The following is a 19639-nucleotide window of genomic DNA, read 5'->3' as shown; positions in this document are numbered from 1 at the left end:
TACTTTTAGATTATAATTCCTATTTTCTATAACAATTCTAGAAAAAAGTGTTAATTTAGTATCCGCTTTTTTTGAAAAACTCAAAGTTTTTAAAGAAAGATCTTTCAATTAAACCTAATGTTTATTTTGAAACCAACTGCCCTAGCCCTGATGGGAGCGGCATCCTTTTGTGGCGAGGTTCGCCGCAAAAGATAGAGCGGACAGCAGGAAACTGCTCCTTAAATCCAAAAACAATTACAACCCGAGAATAAAATATAAATTATAAAATACCTAAAATGAGATTAGAAGATTTTGATAATGACGAAGATAAAGTGATTCAAGACCGTTTGAAACAAAAAACGTGGAATGAAATTAGAACCAATGACAGCTGGGCAATTTTTAAAATTATGTCTGAATTTGTAAACGGTTATGAAGCAATGGGACGAATTGGTCCGTGTGTTTCGATTTTTGGATCTGCAAGAACAAAACCAGACAATAAATACTATCAATTGGCTGAAAAAATCGCTTACAAAATTAGTAAAGCGGGTTACGGTGTGATTACAGGAGGTGGTCCCGGAATTATGGAAGCTGGAAATAAAGGTGCGCATTTAGGCGGTGGAACTTCTGTTGGTTTAAACATTGAACTTCCTTTTGAACAGCATTTTAATCCTTATATCGATCACGATAAAAACTTGAATTTTGATTACTTTTTTGTTAGAAAAGTAATGTTCGTTAAATATTCGCAAGGTTTTGTGGTGATGCCAGGCGGTTTTGGAACTTTGGACGAAATGTTTGAAGCCATCACTTTGATTCAGACTAAGAAAATTGGAAAATTCCCTATTATTTTGGTTGGGGTTGAATTCTGGTCTGGTTTAATCGAATGGGTAAAAACGGTTTTGGTAGAAAAAATGCATACGGTAAGTCCAGAAGATTTGGATTTATTTAAAATCGTTGATACGGAAGATGAAGTGGTAGATGTTTTAGATAAATTCTACAAGAAATACGATTTAAGTCCGAATTTCTAATTTTTTATAATTATATAAGAGATATAAGAAAATTTAAGATTGGTGTTTCGAATTAAATTCAAATAAACTTACATCGATTATTGGGTTAAATTTCATCAAATATCGCAAAAATTGAAAGCTGTTTTTTTAAACAGCTTTTTTTATGTTATTTTTACAAAAAACCGAAGTAACTTTATGTACGTAACTTAAGTATATCCTATAAATTTTGCGCCATTCTTGAAATTGTTTTTTAAAATTATCTGCCCTATTTTAGTTTTATTTAGCTCGATAAAACTTTCAGCACAACATCTTTCTGAGATGGAGGTGGCGGTAAATCTTGAACTTAAAACTCTGAATGTAAAACAGGATATTACGTATCACAATATTTCAAACGACACTTTAACTTCTATTGTTTTAAATGACTGGAATCATTCTTTTGTAGACAAAAACACGCCTTTAGCAAGACGTTTTTCAGATGAGTTTTACAGAGGTTTTCACTTAGCAAAAGCAGCTGACAGAGGAAAAACCACTATTCTAAGTCTTACAGACAACACCACAGCACTTGAATGGGAAAGAACAGAAAAAAATCCTGATTATGTTATTGTTCGATTAAATCAAAAATTACTTCCAGGAGAGAAAATTGATCTGCATCTTACTTATATCGCCAAGATTCCGAATGATAAATTCACACATTTTGGATTTGATCAAAATGGCGGCATGGCTTTAAAAAACTGGTTTTTAAGTCCTGCACGTTTTGAAAACCATGAATTTGTAAAATACAACAATTTCAATTTAGATGATATTGCCAACGCAACAGCCGATTATAAAATTGAGATTAAAATTCCCAATCAATATGCTATTACAACCGACTTAAATTCGGTTTCTAAAGATGTTTCTAACAACGATTATAGCGTTTATTCTTTTTTAGGAAAAAACAGAACCGATTTTAGCCTTTACATCGAAAAACAAAATAGTTTCAGAACCTACGACAATGGTTTAATAGAAGTTGAAACCAATATAAAAAACAAAAAGATTGATGAAATTCAGAAAGCCATCATCATTGATCGTGTAGTTTCTTTTGCGACAGATTTTATTGGTAAATATCCGCATGAAAAAATCACGGTTTCTCAGACAGATTATGACCGAAATCCTTTTTATGGATTAAATCAGTTGCCTTCCTTTATTAGTCCGTTTCCTGATGACTTTATGTTTGAAATTCAATTCCTGAAAACATTTTTAAATAATTATCTAAAGAACAGCCTTCGCTTAGATTCCCGAAAAGATAATTGGGTTTATGATGGAATTCAGATTTACACCATGATGAAATACATGGAAGAAAACCATCTGGATAAAAAAATGCTGGGGCGTCTTTCTGACATGAAACTCTTCAAAAGTTACAATATCACCAATTTGACTTTTAACGAGCAATATAGCTATTATTATATGCTGATGGCGCGTAAAAATTTAGATCAACCATTGGGAGATCCTAAAAATACTTTGATCAAATTCAACGAACAAATTGCCAGTAAATATCGTGCGGGTTTAAGCTTAAGTTATTTAGATGATTATCTGAACCATAACATCGTTCCTGAAAGCGTAAAAGAGTTTTACAACCTAAACAAAATTCAGCAAACCAATCGTTACGATTTCGAAAAAATAGTAATCAAAAAAACTCCAAAAAATCTGGATTGGTTCTTTAATACTATCATCGATTCAAGAGATATTATTGATTATAAATTTACACACGTTTCTAGAACTGCAGACAGTGTTCGTTTTTCAATTAAAAACAAAACCGGAATTTATGCACCAATTCCAGTTTACGGACTAAAGAAAAATACAGTTGTTTTTAAGGAATGGGTCGAACCTACAATCAAGGATTCTGTATATGAATTTGACAGAAAAAATGCAGACAAAATCGTTTTAAACTACGACAATGAAGTTCCAGAATACAACCAAAGAAACAACTGGAAATCTCTAAAAAGTCTGGTTATCACCAATCGACCAATTAAGTTTAATTTTGCTAAAGATTTAGAAGATCCTTATTACAATCAGATTTTATATATTCCGACGCTTACTTACAATTATTATGACGGTTTTACTCCTGGAATACGTTTTCACAACAAAACCATTCTGGACAAACCTTTTAATTTTGATATAAATCCGGCCTATTCTATTAAAGCAGGAACTTTATCAGGTTCTTCTGCTTTTTCATGGAATCAATATTACAGAAACAGTACTTTGTACAATGTACGTTATTCTATCAGTCAAAATTATTTTCACTACGCACCCGATGCCACTTATTTAAGATTAAATCCAATGGTTGCCTTTCGCATCCGTGAAAAAGATTTTAGAGACAATCGAAAGCAGCTGTTTTTATTTCGTCAGGTTATTGTAAATCGTGAGGAGAGCAGCTATATCACTGATAATTCTAAACCGAATTATTCTATTTTTAATGCGAGATACTCTAATACTAAAACAGAGCTAATTGATCATTTTAGTTTTATGACGGATCTGCAATTTTCTGGAGGATTTGGAAAAGCTTCGGGCGAAATCGAATACAGAAGATTGTTTCAAAACAACCGTAAAATCAACCTGAGATTATTTGCAGGAACCTTTTTGTACAATAGAACAAATTCTGATTATTTCAGTTTTGGTTTAGACAGACCAACCGATTATTTATTTGATTATAATTTATTTGGAAGATCTGAAAGTACTGGTTTTTTCAGTCAGCAATATGTAATTGCAGAAGGTGGCTTTAAATCACAATTAGAACCTTCTTACGCCAATCAATGGATGACGACTTTAAACGCTAGTTATGCGGTTTGGAATTGGGTAGAATTATACGGAGATATTGGTTTTATGAAAAACAAACATCAAAGTGAGTTCTTTGCTTATGATACAGGAGTACGTTTAAATCTGGTTCCAGATTATTTTGAACTTTATTTTCCGGTCTATTCTAATAACGGATGGGAAGTTTCACAACCTAGATACAATGAAAAAATACGATTTATAATCACTTTCTCACCAAAAACATTAGTTACTCTTTTTACTCGAAAATGGTTTTAATCAAATAAATTTTAAACAAAAACTTGCGAAATTATCACAAATCATAAAATTTACATAAAAAAATCATAAAAAAAGTACGTAGTTTTTTGAATTTAAATACAAATAATTAAATTATATTTAGTTTAAAGAATTATGATTATTGATTGTTTTTAAGTAATTTCGCGACATAAACATGACCCTTCAAGATTATGATAAAAGAAAAAAACAATACTACATTGACATTTGAAGATTTCAAAACTGAGGTATTGAATGACTATAGAATTGCTGTTACAAGCCGTGAATGTAGTCTTTTAGGTCGAAAAGAAGTATTAACAGGAAAGGCTAAATTTGGAATTTTCGGTGACGGAAAAGAAGTTCCGCAGCTGGCAATGGCAAAAGCTTTTAAAAACGGAGATTTCCGTTCTGGATACTATCGCGATCAAACTTTTATGATGGCTATCGGCGAATTGGACGCGAAACAGTTTTTTGCTGGTTTATATGGTCATACCGATTTAGCTTATGATCCGATGTCTGCGGGAAGACAAATGGGCGGACACTTTGTAACGCACAGTTTGAACGAAGACGGTTCTTGGAAAGACTTAACAAAACAAAAAAATTCAAGTTCAGATATATCTCCAACTGCAGGACAAATGCCAAGATTATTGGGATTAGCGCAGGCTTCAAAAATTTACAGAGAGGTTGATGGTATTACTATTAAAGACAAATTTTCTGTAAACGGAAATGAAGTGGCTTGGGGAACTATTGGTAACGCCAGTACTTCTGAAGGTTTATTCTTTGAGACTATAAACGCTGCTGGAGTTTTGCAAGTACCAATGGTAATGAGTGTTTGGGATGATGAGTACGGAATTTCTGTTCACGCCAAACATCAGACAACAAAAGAAAATATCTCTGAAATATTAAAAGGATATCAACGTGATGAAGATGCCAAAGGTTACGAAATCTTTAGAGTAAAAGGCTGGGATTATGCCGAATTGGTTTCGACTTATGAAAGAGCCGGCGCCATTGCACGCGAAGAACACGTACCAGTTTTAATTCATGTAAACGAATTAACACAGCCACAAGGTCACTCTACTTCTGGTTCTCACGAACGTTACAAAAGTGCTGAGAGATTAGCTTGGGAAAGAGATTTCGACTGTATTCGCCAAATGCGTTTATGGATGATTGCCATTAATATTGCTTCTCCAGAAGAATTGGCTGAACTTGATTTCCAATTAAAGAAAGAAGTTCTGGAAGCTAAAAAAGAAGCTTGGAATTCATTTATCAATCCTATAATTGAGGATCAAAAGAATCTTTTGGCTTTATTAGAACAAATTGCTGAAGCGAGTATCAATCATAAAGAAAGAATCAAAAAACTAATTTCTGAATTGGCTGCTATTAAAGCGCCTTTAAAAAAGGAAATTTTAGTTTATGCGAGAAAAATTCTTCGTTTTATTGAAGTTCCAAACAGTAAGGTACTTTTGTCTAATTGGATTACAAAATTCCTGAACGAAACACAAGAGAAATTCAGCAGCAATCAGCATTCAGAATCTGCTCAAAATGTCTTTTCTGTAGAAAAAGTTCTTCCAAAATATGCAGAAAATGCAAAACCAGATTTGGACGGAAGAATGATTCTTCGCGATAACTTTGATGCTTTATTTGCAAAATATCCTGAAACTTTAATTTTCGGTGAAGATGTTGGAAACATCGGAGACGTAAATCAAGGTTTAGAAGGAATGCAAGAAAAATATGGAGAACTTCGTGTTGCCGATGTCGGAATTCGTGAAGCTACCATTATTGGCCAAGGAATCGGAATGGCTTTAAGAGGTTTACGTCCGATTGCAGAAATTCAGTATTTAGATTATTTATTGTATGCTATTCAGATCATGAGTGACGATTTAGCAACTTTACAATATAGAACGGTTGGAAAACAAAAAGCGCCTTTAATCATTAGAACCCGTGGACACCGTCTGGAAGGAATTTGGCATTCTGGTTCTCCAATGGGAATGATTATCAATGCTATTCGCGGAATTCATGTTTTGGTTCCGAGAGATATGACACAAGCAGCTGGTTTTTATAACACTTTGTTAGAATCTGACGAACCTGCTTTGGTTATTGAGTGCTTGAATGGATACCGTTTAAAAGAAAAAACGCCACTTAATTTTGGTGAATTCAAAACTCCAATTGGAGTGGTTGAAACTTTAAGAGAAGGTTCTGACATTACTTTAGTTTCTTATGGATCTACTTTAAGATTGGTGATGCAAGCTGCTAATGAATTAGCAGAAAAAGGAATCGAGTGTGAAGTAATCGACATTCAATCTTTACTTCCGTTTGACGTTAGTAAAGACATTGTAAAAAGTATCGCTAAAACAAATCGCCTTTTAGTAATTGATGAAGACGTTCCTGGCGGAGCTTCAGCATTCATTTTACAGCAAGTTTTAGAAGAACAGGACGCTTACAAATATTTAGACAGCAAACCACAAACTTTAGCAGCAAAAGCACACAGACCTGCTTACGGAACTGACGGTGATTACTTCTCTAAACCTTCTGCAGAAGATATCTACGAGAAAATTTACGACATGATGCACGAAGTTAATCCTTCTAAATATCCTGCTTTGTATTAAGATTTTAGATTTTACATAAATAAAAAAACGCTCCATCAGGAGCGTTTTTTATTGCTTTTCTCACAGTTTGTCATTTCGACCGAAGGGAGAAATCACACTAGAAACTCCATACTGTTATTTATAATCTTTGTCGAATCCCGCGGTGATTTCTCGTTCCTCGAAATGACAAACTATCGCTTATCATCATTGTCGAGCTGCTTGCGGAGACCCCTCGTTCCTTGAGATCAGAAGATTGTAGAAAATAACAATCAGTCAACAATCTAAAATCTAAAATATAAAATCAAAGATTAAAGATCTTTCAACATAGCCTTTGCTCTTTCCAAATCTTCGGTCGTATCAATTCCGATTCCTACGTGAGTTGTTTCGACCATTTTAATGCGTTTTCCGAACTCTAAATAACGTAATTGCTCTAACTTCTCAGATGCTTCTAAAGATTTCATTGGAAGGCTGTAGAAATCTAATAATGCTTGTTTTCTAAAAGCGTAAATTCCGATGTGCTGGAAATATCTCACTCCAACATTTTGTTCTCTTGGATACGGAATTACAGAACGAGAAAAATACAATGCAAACTGCGATTGATCTACCACAACTTTCACATTATTCGGATTATTGATTTCTTCTTCATCTGTGATTTCACGCATTAGCGAAGCCAAATCAATCTTTTTGTCTGCATCGTTTTTAAAAACCGATAAAACTTGTGCTAAAGGTCCAGCTTCTGTAAAAGGTTCATCACCTTGTACGTTTACCACAATATCAACATCAAGATCTGCAACGGCTTCTGCAATTCGGTCGCTTCCAGATTCGTGTTCTTTGATACTCATAATTGCTTTTCCACCATTAGAAACGATTTCATCAAAAATCAAATCAGAATCGGTTACTACAAAAACGTCATCAAATAGTTTTGTTGAAACTGCCGCTTCATACGTTCTCAAAATCACAGTTTTTCCACCAAGATCCTGCATTAATTTGGCAGGGAAACGAGTTGAAGCATATCGGGCCGGAATTACAGCTATTATTTTCATTATTATATTTTGTTATAAGGAAAGAATCTTCCTGATTATTTTTTTTTTTCTGCCACAACCCGAGCGATATCAAACTGGCACAGCAACTCACGATTTTTTGTTTAAAATTTGTGAATTCGTAGCGAAAAACTTTATTTCATCAAATTTTAATCTTCAAAACTTTCGTCTTTAAATCCGATCAAATATAGCTTATTTTTAGCACGTGTCATAGCGGTATAAAGCCATCGGATGTAGTCGGTATCAATACCGTTCGGAAGAAATGGCTGTTCTATAAAAACAGTATTCCATTGTCCTCCTTGCGATTTATGACAGGTTATCGCATAAGAGAACTTTACCTGTAATCCGTTAAAATATTCGTTTTCTTTTACCTTCTGAAATCTTTTGTATTTGGTTGACTCTTCTTCATAATCTTTCATCACTTCTTCATACAAACGATTAGATTCTTCATAGGTTAATGAAGGCGATTCGCTTGTTAAAGTATCTAAAATCAAAACCGTTTCAAAAGGTTTTTGTTCTGGATAATCGACCATTCTTATTTTTACTTTTGCAAACTTAAATCCGTATAATTCTTTAATTCCGAAAAGTTCCAGAACTTCGATTATATCTCCATTGGCAATAAATCCAGCTTCGTCGGTTTCTTTTAACCAGAAATAATTGTTTTTTACCACCATCAGGAAATCACCAACCGAAAGTTCGCTTTCTTTAAATAAAATTCGACTTCTGATTTGCTCATTGTATTGATTTGCACGTTTATTAGAACGAACAATAAAAGCAGTATCTTCAATACTATAATTGCTGTAAGCCGTATTTATGGCATCCTGAATATCGTAACCATCTGTCAGTCGAACGATGTCTTTAAACTTCTTGACATTGAATTTGAATTCGGTTATAAAGCTCTCTTTCAGCAATTCACGTAATTCTGTGGCATTGTATAAAATTCCCGAACTTTCTTCCTGACGCATTACTTCGTCCAATTCAATGTGTTCGATTTCTTTATCGTAGTGAATTCCCAAAGTCTGAATATCAAGCGCTGGACTAATATCTAAATTTACAGGAGGAAGCTGTGCTGTATCTCCCAAAAGAATCATTTTACAATTGTTTCCCGAATACACATAATTGATTAAATCATCTAAAAGCGAACCGCTGTCCAAAGTGCTATCTGAAATCATAGAGGCCTCGTCGACGATAAAAATGGTGTTTTTATGTTTGTTGACTTGTTTGGTAAAAGCCACTCCACCTCCAGAAGATTTCTTTGGAAAATAGATTTTTTTATGAATTGTAAAGGCTGGATTATTCGAGTAATTGGCAATTACTTTTGCTGCGCGTCCCGTTGGAGCCAGCAGCACATACTTTTTATTGATGTCACCAAGATTATTGACAATAGTAGAAATAACGGTTGTTTTTCCCGTTCCGGCATATCCCTTCAAAACAAAAATCGTGTCATTTTGAGGTTCGGTTAGAAAGATTGCAATTTTCTGAAAAAAAATATCCTGTTTGTAAGTTGGTGCAAAAGGAAATCGTTTTTGTAAAGTGCCGTAAAACTGTGCAGAATTCATAAAGTAATATTGAAATACAAAGTTCGCTTTTTTTAATGGCTTTGGCAAAAATCTATTTTCAATGTCAATATTAAAAATCAAATTTTATTGAGCCATATAAGTAACATAAGCTCATTTAAATTGTTGGTTTTAAAATACCGATATTAAATTACTCGGAATTAAATACTTATATAATAAAAAAAATAACCATAATGTAACCTACTGATAACCTAACACTTAAATTGTTTTTTGAAATTGCAATTATAATTGTTCCTTTTTAATTTGTAAGTTTGTGGTCGCTTAAATTCTTTCTTGATTTAAAACAGGTAACGAATTGTAAATCAACTATGTCATTACAAAATACTAACATTACTTCAAAAAATTACAGAAAACTTTCTATTCAGGTTTCACTGACTGGATTTTCATATTGCTGTTTTGATACTTTAAATAATATTATTACCTCGTTTAAAGAAGTTCAATTTGACACTTCAAATAAAACGGCTAAAATTGAAGATTTACTAAGAGACGCTTTCAGAAATAATCCAGAATTAAAAAGTAATTATGACGATGTAATGGTCATTCATACTAATAATCTTTCGACTTTTGTTCCAACTGCTTTGTTTGACGAAAACTACTTAGGAAGTTATTTACAGTATACAACAAAAGTATTTGAAACCGACTTTTTTACTTTTGATCAGATTCCTAATTATCAGATGAATGCCGTTTATATCCCGAATGTGAGTATCAATAATTTCCTGATTGATAACGTAGGCTCTTTCAACTACAAACATGCCAATACTATTTTGGTTGAAAAGCTTTTGGATAATTCCCGAAACAATGACGATAAAAAAATGATCGTTAATTTCAATCCAGGGAATTTCGAAATTATTGTTGTTCAGAATCAAAAACTTTTATTGTTTAATTCTTTTGAATACCAGACACCAGAAGATTTTATTTATTACATTTTGTTTACCGCAGAACAATTGAGTATGAATCCTGAAAGTTTCAAATTAGAATTTTTAGGAACCATTACAGAAAGTGATGCGTTTTACCAGATTGCATACAAATATATTCGCCATATTTCGTTTCTTGACGTTACGACGCTTCAGGAAAAAAACAGTTTTACAGCCGCTCAAAATCAAAAACATTATATCTTATTTCAATCATGAGAATCATTTCAGGAAAATACAAAGGACGCAGAATTTTTCCGCCAAAAAATCTACCTGTAAGACCAACGACTGACATGAGTAAAGAAGCATTGTTTAATGTTTTGAATAATCATTTTAATTTTGACAGTTTAAAGGTTTTAGATTTATTTTCTGGAACAGGAAACATTAGTTATGAATTCGCTTCACGCGGAAGCGCACCAATTACTTCTGTTGATGGCGATTTCGGATGCGTTAAATTTATCAAACAAGTTTCTTCAGAATACGATTTTGATATTGCGGCAACAAAAAGTGATGTCTTCAAATTTTTAGACAATTCTAAAACGACTTACGATATCATTTTTGCTGATCCTCCATACGGATTAGATCAGGCAACTTTTGAAAAAATCGTCCTAACTGTTTTTGAAAGAGATTTACTTGAAGAAGATGGAATGATGATTATCGAACATTCTAAATATACCAAACTCGATCATATGAGTAATTTTTCTTTTCAGAAAAGTTACGGTGGATCTTATTTTAGTTTTTTCGAACTAAATTCTACCGATGATGATGAAGAATTACCACACGATATTTCTGTTAAAGAAGTTGAAGAAGACGAAGGTTAATCGTTTTTAAATATTCAAATTTTATAAATTCCAAATTCCAAGCGTTTGCATTGGAATTTGGAATTTATAAAATTTGGATTTTACCTTATTCTATTCTCATTTTCATTAACGCTTTTTTGCTTAAACTCGCTTTCTTTTATTTTCCCAAAAGAATAACGAACGGCAATAGAAATCTCATTCGCATCAACCAAATATCTTGCTCTTGAACTAATATTATTAACCGTAAATCGCTCTGCATAAATCGTGTTTTTAAAAATATCATTATAATTTAAAGTACAATTCCAGTTTTTACCAAAAGCTTTTGCCAATGACAAATCGAGTATAAAATTGGCTTTACGCTCGTAGATTCCATCGTTTTGTTTTGTTGTTCCCCAGAAAGAAAAAACGAAAGTAAAGTCTTTGGGCAATTTGAACGTATTGTTTGAGTAATAATACAGATAAGGTTTTGAAGGACGCAAAAATGCGCTATCATCTTCCACTCTACTTTTTATAAAAACCAGAGAATTTGTTGTCGTCCAAAATTTATACGTAAACGGAAGTGTGAAATCTATTGTAAAACCTGTTTCTCTTTTAAAATTAACATCGGTAATCATCAATACATTGGTTTCGTCATTAAATACAAAACTAGAATTGACAACATCTTTGGTCTGATAATAACTCAATTTTACAGATTTGTCGTGATATTGAAATGAACTCGAAATTTCGTCTACAAATGCTGGCATTAAATTGATGCTGCTTCCATACAAAAAATACGGATTTATATACGTTGCGATTTGACTTAACGAGGAATATTTTGGCCTCACAATGCTTTTTGAATAATTAACATTAATGCTTTTTGTGCTATCAATAGGAAATGTAAGATCGGCTTTGGGAAACAAATTGGTATAATTCTTATCAATAGAAGGCAAAATCTGCGTTCTAAACTTTGCATATACATTCGTGTTTTCTGTTCTCAATCCGAATGAAAAATCGATTTTCTTCCACTTTCCAGAAAACTGAACATACGCTGCTAGGTTTTCTTCTTTAAAATCATAATCAGAAATTTCGTTTTCGTTTTTATCGAAATCAAAAATAGACGCGTTGGATAATGATTTGGCTTTTAAATACAATCCGCCATATTCCAGATTCATTTCATTTTTAAACTTTTTCTCCAAATCAATTCTTCCAGAAAAAACATCAACATTAAATTTCTGATCGCGATTTTGTGACAATTCAAAATCTGTTTCATTATAATTATTAGACACTAAACTTTCTAAATGCTGATTAAAATTAGAATATTGAAAACCGACAAAAAATTGAGTGTCAATTGATTTTATTTTTTTTGAATAATTTACAAATGCATTCACAAAATCCTTTTTACTAGCATTATCACTGAAAGTAAAAACATGGTTTACCTGATCCTGATTTTGGTTGAAAGTAAAAGTGTTAATATCGAAAGTGTCATTTTGCAACTTCCCATTTACATTGGCTGAAAAATAATCTTCATCATTAATTTTATAAAACAAACCCCCTCCAAAAATGTACTGATCTCTTTTTGTAACCGCCGAAACATCATAATCTGAAACAATATTCGCCTGTGGAATTTGATACGCAATACTATGATTCTCCCAAGGTTCAAGTTTATTGTAATTGAAATTGGCTTTCCATTCTAGTTTGTTCTTTTTAAAATTCGAATTAAAACCAAAATAATTATTGTAGTGTTTTTTGAAAGAAGTCGTTTCTGAAATATCTGTTTTAAAACCCTCTTTTTTACTGAGCTTTCTGGTAATTAAGATTACAGCACGACCTTCGGCTTCGTATTTCGCAGACGGATTTTTAATAATTTCTACTGTTTTAATATCACCAACCGCTAAAGCATTTAAATCGTTTATAGTTGCTTTTTGACCGTCAATATAAATAAGCGGATTTCCTTTTCCAACAATCGAAATGTTTTCGCGATCACTGCTTATTTGAACCAATGGCAATCTGGAAAGCAAATCAATCGGATTTGGAATTGTACTGTAAACCGAGTTGGCAACATCAACTTTTATATTTCCGTTAGAATTCGTGAAAGTTTTTTTGTTTTGAGCAATTACAACTTCATTTAACTGATGATTTGAAATCGAATCTTTTGGTGTTTCGTTTTGTGCATTTGCCACCATTGAAAGACAAAAAAGTAAAAGAGCAATAAGAAGTTTAAGCGGTAAATACAGGTTCATTTATAAGCAATTTTTGGTTATTTGATTTTGCAAAAGTGCCTCTAAAAAAGAATTGTGTAAGTTAATTGGAGGTTAATGCAGCGTTAATCTGCTATTTGTGTTGTAAAAGCATTATTTTTGAAATGAATTTTTATGGGGTATGAAACAAAGAATCAATTTATTAATCGCGTTTTCTGTAGTGGCACTTATCGTTTTGATGACGGTGCAATGCTATTTAGTAAAAACAACTTACGATTATAAAGTTGCACAGTTTCATACGCAGATTAAGAATGAAATTGGCAAAATCACCAATAATTACAGCGATATCGATTCGGCATTAGTGGCTAAAAAAGAAGTGCTTTACAAAAGCTTATCTGAAAATTATATTAAAGGAAAAAACACCAAACAGGATATTAAGATTGGGGTTTTGAAAAATGAATATCAAAGTACTGTAACACAACAAATACAGCGAAAGTTTGAAAAAGATTTACCTTATTTTAAAATTGATTTTGCTATTGTTCTCAATAAATTTATCCTGTATCAAAACACAAAAAAGAACGATACTATTTTTTCTGAAAAACCATTTATTGAAAACAAACTTTATGGAAATCTGAATTCTTTAAATCAGGCTTTTTTGGTTAGAAGTTATGTTGGCATTACAAATGGAACTTTTGAAAATCAGAACTATAAATTACTTACCGAAGATTCGATGTACGTTTCGGTTATCGATTGGGAAATGATTATTCTGAGACGAATGACCTTTATTTTAATCCTCTCTTTATTATCGATTTTGACTTTGATCACTCTTTTTGTTATTGCTTTGAAAGCTTTAATCAAACAAAAAAAAGTAAGCGATGTAAAAACTGATTTTATTAATAATATCACACACGAACTAAAAACGCCATTGGCTACTTTGGGAATTTCAACCAAAATTCTAGAGCAGAAAAACATTCGTGATAACGATGAAAACTTTAATGCGATTATTAACACTATTTCGCGTCAAAACAATCGTTTACAGAATTTAATTGATCAGGTTATGGCCAATTCTTTGGCAGAAAACGAATTAGAATTACAAAAAGAAAAGATTGAAACCGAAGACTTTCTTCTTTCCATTTTGAATGACTTTAGGATTACTTTTCCAAAAATCAATCTTAAAACCGATTTTCAAACACAAAAAACCATTTTAGTTTTAGACCGATTTCATTTAACAACTGCTTTTCTCAATGTTCTGGAAAATGCTGTGAAATATGGTTCAAGTACCATTACAGTAAAAACAAAAATTGTAGAAAATCAGTTTTCCATCAGTATTGAAGATGACGGAATCGGAATTGCAAAAAACAAACAATCCTTGCTATTTGAAAAATTCTATCGTGTAGAACAGGGAAACCTTCACAATACAAAAGGATTAGGTTTAGGTCTTTACTATGTAAACCAAATTGTAAAAGCACATCAAGGCTCCGTTAATGTTATTAGTGACTTAGGAAAAGGTGCTCAGTTTATTATTTTATTAAAAGTTTAATTCCCTTATTTTGAAAAAATTACTTTTAGCCGAAGACGATTTTGACTTTGCTGCAATCTTAAAACAATATCTAGAACTGCATCAATTTGAAGTAATCTGGGCAGAAAATGGCGAAGTTGCTTTGGAATACATTAAAAACCAAACGTTTGATATTTGCATTTTTGATGTCATGATGCCAAAAATGGACGGGTTTTCACTGGCCGAAAAGGTAATCAACATCAATCCCGAAATTCCTTTTATTTTTCTAACCGCCAGAAAGTTAAAAGAAGACAAAATCATTGGACTAAAATTAGGAGCAGACGACTATATCGTAAAGCCTTTTGAAGTGGATGAACTGGTACTTCGTTTGCACAATATCCTTAAAAGAATTGAGCAAAAAAGAAGCTTAAACGGAAATACTATAATCGAAATTGGTTCGTATATTTTTGACAACGAACGTCTAACTCTTAATAATAAAAACCACGTTCAACAACTTACAGAAATGGAAGCTTCTCTTATTGAATATCTATTTCTGAACCACAATCAATTATTAAAAAGAGATCAAATTTTAATGTCTGTCTGGAAAAAAGACGATTATTTCTCAGGAAGAAGCATGGATGTTTTTATCAGCAGATTGAGGAAATATTTCAATTCAGATCCTAATATCAAAATTGAAAGTGTTCGAAATGTTGGATTAGAATTTAAAATAGAAAAACCTTGACGAATCAAGGTTTTTCTATTTTTAACTGAGAATTATTTTCCAATAACCCAACCCAAACTGAAATTGGCAAGTGGAGTAAATTCGGTTTCATATTTATCGATATTTATTCCGGCTCCAATGTTCAAATCTAAGTTAAATTTCCCTTTGTATGTGCGCTGAATTCCCCATACTGGTCCCGCAGAAAAAGCAGGTATATATTCATTAAACCATTTATTAGTTGAAATAGATTCAAAATTATAGTTGGTATACAAAGCAAGAAAATTTCCAGAATTGTTTGCCGTTCTTTTTCCTTTTGCCGCTCTTTTTTCTAAGTTATAATAATGTCTAAACTGCTCCGTAATTCTTGGGATAAAATACCAAGTCGATTCATTATAATAACCATTATGTCTGTAACCTACAATCAAACTTGCTTCAGAATACAAGGTGTTTTTGGCAGAGAATCCGTGCTCATAAACAAAACCTGGAGATAATAAAGGATTAATTTTAAATTGATTTTTTGCTACCGAAACTGGAGCTTCTTCCTGTGCGTTAATGATGTTAAACGAAATCATTAACAAGAAAAATAAAAAGTAGTTTTTCTTCATATTGATTAATTGGTTAGTTGAAACAAAAATAGCATTTAAACAACATGAAGCTTTTATTGATGCCAAAAAATCAGAATTAAAATCATATAATCTTTATAAGCAATTGTATAACAACAATTAAGGCTCTTGACTTTAATTTTGAAATAAACTTTTAAATCGAATAATCATGAACCTAAAAAGATTTTTCGGCGGATTACTGACAATCCTCGGAATTGTAGGACTTATTTATACAGCAGTGATTTTTTCCGGTACTTCTGGAGAAACTAGAGACATAAAATCACTCATTATTTATGGAATATTAGGAATTGTGTTCTTTACGTCTGGAATTAGTTTAGTACGTGCAACGAAAGACGAAAGTTAAAAAAGCTCGCCACAAAGACATTAAGACTCGAAGATTTTAATTTATTTTCTTCACAATGCAAAATAAAAAAACTTTGTGACTTAGCGCCTTTGTGGCAAAATCATTCAATTACTGGATTCAAATCCAATTCTGTAAAATCTCTTTCCGTTTTAGAAATAATGATGGTCGCTACAGTATTTCCAATTAAGTTGGTAATCGCTCTGGCTTCGCTCATAAATTTATCAACTCCTAACAAAAAAGCCAAACCTTCAACCGGAATTTTATGAAGCGCTGTTAAAGTTGAGGCTAAAACAATAAATCCACTTCCTGTAACTCCTGCCGCTCCTTTCGAAGTAATCATCAAAATCCCAATTACACTAAGAATTTCAAAAAGGCTCAAATGCACATCATACAATTGCGCAATAAAAAGTACAGACATCGAAAGATAAATCGAAGTTCCATCCAAATTAAAAGAATATCCAGTCGGGATCACCAGTCCTACAACCGATTTACTACAGCCCATTCTTTCGAGTTTCACCATAATACTAGGCAAAGCAGCCTCGGAAGATGAAGTTCCCAAAACCAATAAAAGCTCTTCTTTAATATATTTTAAAATAGAAAGAATACTGATTTTATAGTACCTCAAAATGGTTCCTAAAATCAGAAACACAAAAAGAGCCATTGTTAAATACACGCACAACATTAATTTTCCAAGCGGAATTAAAGTCGCCAAACCAAATTTACCGATTGTATAAGCCATTCCTCCAAAAGCTCCAATTGGCGCTAGATACATTACAAATTTCAGACAAGTAAAAACGACTTTCGAAAATCGCTCTAAAACCAAAATGGTCTGTTCTCTCTTTCGATAGAAATTCAAAGCGATTCCGCAGACAATGGCCGCCAATAAAACCTGAAGCGTAAAATTGGACAAGAAAAACTCTAACCACGAAAAATGTTCTGAAGCTTTTCTGGTATATTCACTTGCATCCCCAAAAGTCAAAGTCGATTTGTCCACTTTTCCAGGTTTAAATAAGTAAGCAACTGCAACTCCGATAGCCAAAGCAACGGTCGAAACTACTTCAAAATAGAATAATGCTTTTACTCCAATTCTACCCACCTTTTTTAGATTTCCCATTCCAGAAATTCCTAAAACAATCGTCAGGAAGATAATCGGTCCAATAAAAAGCGAAATGAGCTGAATAAACTTCTTGCCTAAAAATTCCATTTTTTTACCATTTTCTGGTGAAAAATGACCCAGCAAAATGCCAGCTACAATAGCGATCAAAACCCAAAAAGTAAGATTGGTAACAACAGTGTAAAAAATGCCTTTATTCGCTTTTGAAGAAGGATTTGGAGTGGTAATATTCATGAAAACGAGTTAAGATAGTTTCACAAATATATAAAAAATGCAGACCTGTAAGCCGGATTCTGTTCTTGCCTCATTTTGCAACAAGGCAATACCTTATCATTTATCTAGATTCAGCATTACTACTGAACTCAATCTACCTACCCTTCGGCAACGAACGAGAAGCCCTTAAATGCCGATATACTTGGTATTTCACCGCATAGAGTTTACCTGGTTTCACTACAGCATTACCTGTACATACTTTCTGCTGCACTTGTCCTAACTCCGATAAATCGGAGCCGACGGGCGTTACCCGCTATGCTTCTCTATGGTGTCCGGACTTTCCTCCCTCCCGATAAATCGGGACGACGATAAGGCGGTCTGCGGTGCAAAAGTAGCGATTTATGAACTAACAATAATGATTTTAAATTTCTGTTTTTATGACTTCTACCCTAACTTTTTAATTTTAAAATAGTTATCTTTAGAAATCTATAACTAATAAATTCAGTTTATCATGAAAAGAATGTATCATTACGCAACTGTTTCAAAAGCTTTAGATCAATTGAATGAAAAAGGATTTACATGCGATTTTAATCGAAATGCTGATGCGATTAAAAAGAATCCTGAAAAATTTGAAATTGTTCATGTGTATCGATACGAAGGGGAATCGGATCCCGCGGATGAAGCAGTTGTATACGGAATTAAATCGACTTCTGGTAAAAAAGGAGTTTATGTTGCTGGTTTCTCAGCCGATTCAGATCAGGAAACAGCAAAATTTTTATTTGATTTAAGTATTAGAGGAAGATAGTTTTAGATTCATTTTTCCAAAATCAAACAAAAAACAAAATGAGAACAAAAAAAGGATTCAATAATCTGTGTCATTCCGAAAAACGGAAATCAGCCTTTTTCGGAATGGCATAAAATAAAAAACTTTGTCCCTTTGTCCCTTTGTTACTTTGTCCCTCCTAAAAAAAAAGCCCATCAATAAGACAGGCTTTCTCAAAACAACATTAACTATTAAAATTAAGTCGTTGGTATTTTCAATTTCCATCCCGGCTGAATTAAATCAGGATTTGAAATAATATCTTTATTGGCTTCGAAAATATCCTGCCAAGAAACGCCATACGCTTTTCCTATTTTCGAAAGAGAATCTCCTCTTTCTACTGTATATTCTCTAGAAACGCCTTCTTCAACATCAATATTCATTACAACATCAGCAGATCTGTATTCTGGATCTATTTTTTCATAAGCATTCCAAAGTTTGTCTTTATCGGCTGCAGATTTAGCTGTGCCATCGATATAAAGTACATTATCTTGTTCTCTTATTTGCAAATTTTCTATTCCTAATTGAGAGGCTAAATCTGCTACTTCTTTGTATTTATCTTGTAAACTCATAACAACTTATTTTATGATTAATTTGTTATCAACTTTTTTAGGTTTCAATTCCTGAATACTCTGCATAAGAGGCTGTAATTTATCTTTTTTAATTTCACCCGAAAGCGTTACGACACCACCAACAACAGTTGCACTAACACCATCGTAAGCGTCTACCACTTTATGTACCGATTTGTCTAATTCGTTATCCGGATTGATAACAACAGCGGCAGCGGCAGGTTCTTGATTTGCTCTTGCAATTTCGCAGGTATTCACAACAGATTTTACTCCTTTTATTGCTCGAACGCTTTTTTCAATGTTTTTTTTGAAAATCTCATCTTCACAAGTTCCTGTAATTGTAGCAACACCATCGTGAACTGTAACTTGAATTTCTGGAGTATCACTAAGTTTCTCACTGATTGCTTTTTCGATATCTGCATCTTTTGGAGCGCAGGCTAATAAAGAAACCGAAAGCGCCATTCCTAATAAAATTGACCTCATTTTCATAATACTATCTTTTAATAATTAACAATTTTAAAATTAAAGAGATTAAGTATCAAAAGATTATAAGATATTATGGTGAGTTTTATATGTTTTTCAGTAAAATTTAATTCAATAATATT

16 protein-coding genes and 1 other RNA gene are annotated in these 19639 nt (G+C 32.7%); 9 read left to right on the top strand and 8 right to left on the bottom strand.

Annotation, left to right across the window (positions count from 1 at the left end; all coding sequences use genetic code 11):
- The first annotated feature begins 275 nt into the window (after positions 1–275).
- From NQQ59_RS10860 to NQQ59_RS10850, 3 genes are all read left to right on the top strand, one after another.
- Positions 276–1004 (top strand): LOG family protein, encoded by a 729-nt coding sequence (locus NQQ59_RS10860; protein ID WP_144219156.1) that lies wholly within the window; start codon positions 276–278, stop codon positions 1002–1004.
- A 297-nt stretch (positions 1005–1301) separates the two neighbouring features.
- Complete coding sequence (locus NQQ59_RS10855; RefSeq protein ID WP_144219155.1) at positions 1302–4049, top strand: gluzincin family metallopeptidase; 2748 nt, start codon at positions 1302–1304, stop codon at positions 4047–4049.
- 188 nt (positions 4050–4237) lie between these two features.
- Positions 4238–6649 (top strand): alpha-ketoacid dehydrogenase subunit alpha/beta, encoded by a 2412-nt coding sequence (locus NQQ59_RS10850; RefSeq protein WP_144219154.1) that lies wholly within the window; start codon positions 4238–4240, stop codon positions 6647–6649.
- A 287-nt stretch (positions 6650–6936) separates the two neighbouring features.
- Here NQQ59_RS10850 and kdsB read toward each other — a convergent pair whose 3' ends face one another.
- Both kdsB and NQQ59_RS10840 read right to left on the bottom strand, forming a co-directional pair.
- A complete protein-coding gene (gene kdsB, locus NQQ59_RS10845; RefSeq protein WP_144219153.1) occupies positions 6937–7671 on the bottom strand; it encodes a 3-deoxy-manno-octulosonate cytidylyltransferase in 735 nt (244 codons plus the stop codon).
- Positions 7672–7817: 146 nt separating this feature from the next.
- Positions 7818–9227, bottom strand: a complete 1410-nt coding sequence (locus tag NQQ59_RS10840; protein ID WP_144219152.1) for an ATP-dependent DNA helicase — start codon at positions 9225–9227, stop codon at positions 7818–7820.
- Positions 9228–9553: 326 nt separating this feature from the next.
- Between NQQ59_RS10840 and NQQ59_RS10835 the strand changes: the two genes are divergently transcribed.
- Both NQQ59_RS10835 and NQQ59_RS10830 read left to right on the top strand, forming a co-directional pair.
- Positions 9554–10375, top strand: a complete 822-nt coding sequence (locus NQQ59_RS10835) for a DUF3822 family protein (RefSeq protein ID WP_144219151.1) — start codon at positions 9554–9556, stop codon at positions 10373–10375.
- Positions 10372–10977 (top strand): RsmD family RNA methyltransferase, encoded by a 606-nt coding sequence (locus tag NQQ59_RS10830; RefSeq protein WP_144219150.1) that lies wholly within the window; start codon positions 10372–10374, stop codon positions 10975–10977. Before NQQ59_RS10835 ends, NQQ59_RS10830 begins: the two co-directional genes overlap by 4 nt.
- Positions 10978–11057: 80 nt before the next feature.
- On the opposite strand, the gene NQQ59_RS10825 is transcribed toward NQQ59_RS10830, so the two are convergent.
- Positions 11058–13175 (bottom strand): TonB-dependent receptor domain-containing protein, encoded by a 2118-nt coding sequence (locus tag NQQ59_RS10825; RefSeq protein WP_144219149.1) that lies wholly within the window; start codon positions 13173–13175, stop codon positions 11058–11060.
- 139 nt (positions 13176–13314) lie between these two features.
- Here NQQ59_RS10825 and NQQ59_RS10820 point away from each other — a divergent pair, with 139 nt between their 5' ends.
- Positions 13315–14673, top strand: coding sequence for a sensor histidine kinase (locus NQQ59_RS10820; RefSeq protein ID WP_144219148.1), 1359 nt, complete (start codon positions 13315–13317; stop codon positions 14671–14673).
- A gap of 10 nt (positions 14674–14683) precedes the next feature.
- Positions 14684–15373: a response regulator transcription factor gene (locus NQQ59_RS10815; protein WP_144219147.1), complete on the top strand. Its 690-nt coding sequence runs from the start codon at positions 14684–14686 to the stop codon at positions 15371–15373.
- 32 nt (positions 15374–15405) lie between these two features.
- On the opposite strand, the gene NQQ59_RS10810 is transcribed toward NQQ59_RS10815, so the two are convergent.
- A complete protein-coding gene (locus tag NQQ59_RS10810; RefSeq protein ID WP_144219146.1) occupies positions 15406–15957 on the bottom strand; it encodes a hypothetical protein in 552 nt (183 codons plus the stop codon).
- A 166-nt stretch (positions 15958–16123) separates the two neighbouring features.
- On the opposite strand from NQQ59_RS10810, the gene NQQ59_RS10805 reads away from it, so the two are divergent.
- Positions 16124–16318, top strand: a complete 195-nt coding sequence (locus tag NQQ59_RS10805; protein WP_144219145.1) for a hypothetical protein — start codon at positions 16124–16126, stop codon at positions 16316–16318.
- A 100-nt stretch (positions 16319–16418) separates the two neighbouring features.
- Here NQQ59_RS10805 and NQQ59_RS10800 read toward each other — a convergent pair whose 3' ends face one another.
- Complete coding sequence (locus tag NQQ59_RS10800) at positions 16419–17666, bottom strand: cation:dicarboxylate symporter family transporter (protein ID WP_144219144.1); 1248 nt, start codon at positions 17664–17666, stop codon at positions 16419–16421.
- A 32-nt stretch (positions 17667–17698) separates the two neighbouring features.
- Positions 17699–18030: RNase P RNA component class A (gene rnpB / locus NQQ59_RS10795), an RNA gene on the bottom strand.
- Between the two features lie 126 nt (positions 18031–18156).
- Here rnpB and NQQ59_RS10790 point away from each other — a divergent pair.
- Positions 18157–18450, top strand: a complete 294-nt coding sequence (locus NQQ59_RS10790; protein ID WP_008467915.1) for an SH3 domain-containing protein — start codon at positions 18157–18159, stop codon at positions 18448–18450.
- 215 nt (positions 18451–18665) lie between these two features.
- On the opposite strand, the gene NQQ59_RS10785 is transcribed toward NQQ59_RS10790, so the two are convergent.
- Together NQQ59_RS10785 and NQQ59_RS10780 are read right to left on the bottom strand one after the other, a co-directional pair.
- On the bottom strand, positions 18666–19037 hold the full coding sequence (locus NQQ59_RS10785) for a LysM peptidoglycan-binding domain-containing protein (RefSeq protein ID WP_144219143.1): 372 nt from the start codon (positions 19035–19037) through the stop codon (positions 18666–18668).
- 6 nt (positions 19038–19043) lie between these two features.
- The gene (locus NQQ59_RS10780) at positions 19044–19523 is read right to left on the bottom strand and encodes a BON domain-containing protein (protein ID WP_144219142.1); all 480 of its coding nucleotides are present in this window, start codon (positions 19521–19523) and stop codon (positions 19044–19046) included.
- Between the last annotated feature and the right edge of the window lie 116 nt (positions 19524–19639).

This window comes from Flavobacterium panacis, assembly GCF_024649945.1.
GTDB classification, from domain to species: domain Bacteria; phylum Bacteroidota; class Bacteroidia; order Flavobacteriales; family Flavobacteriaceae; genus Flavobacterium; species Flavobacterium panacis.
Note: the sequence above shows the minus strand (reverse complement) of the source record. Positions and strands in the feature narration are given on the sequence as shown.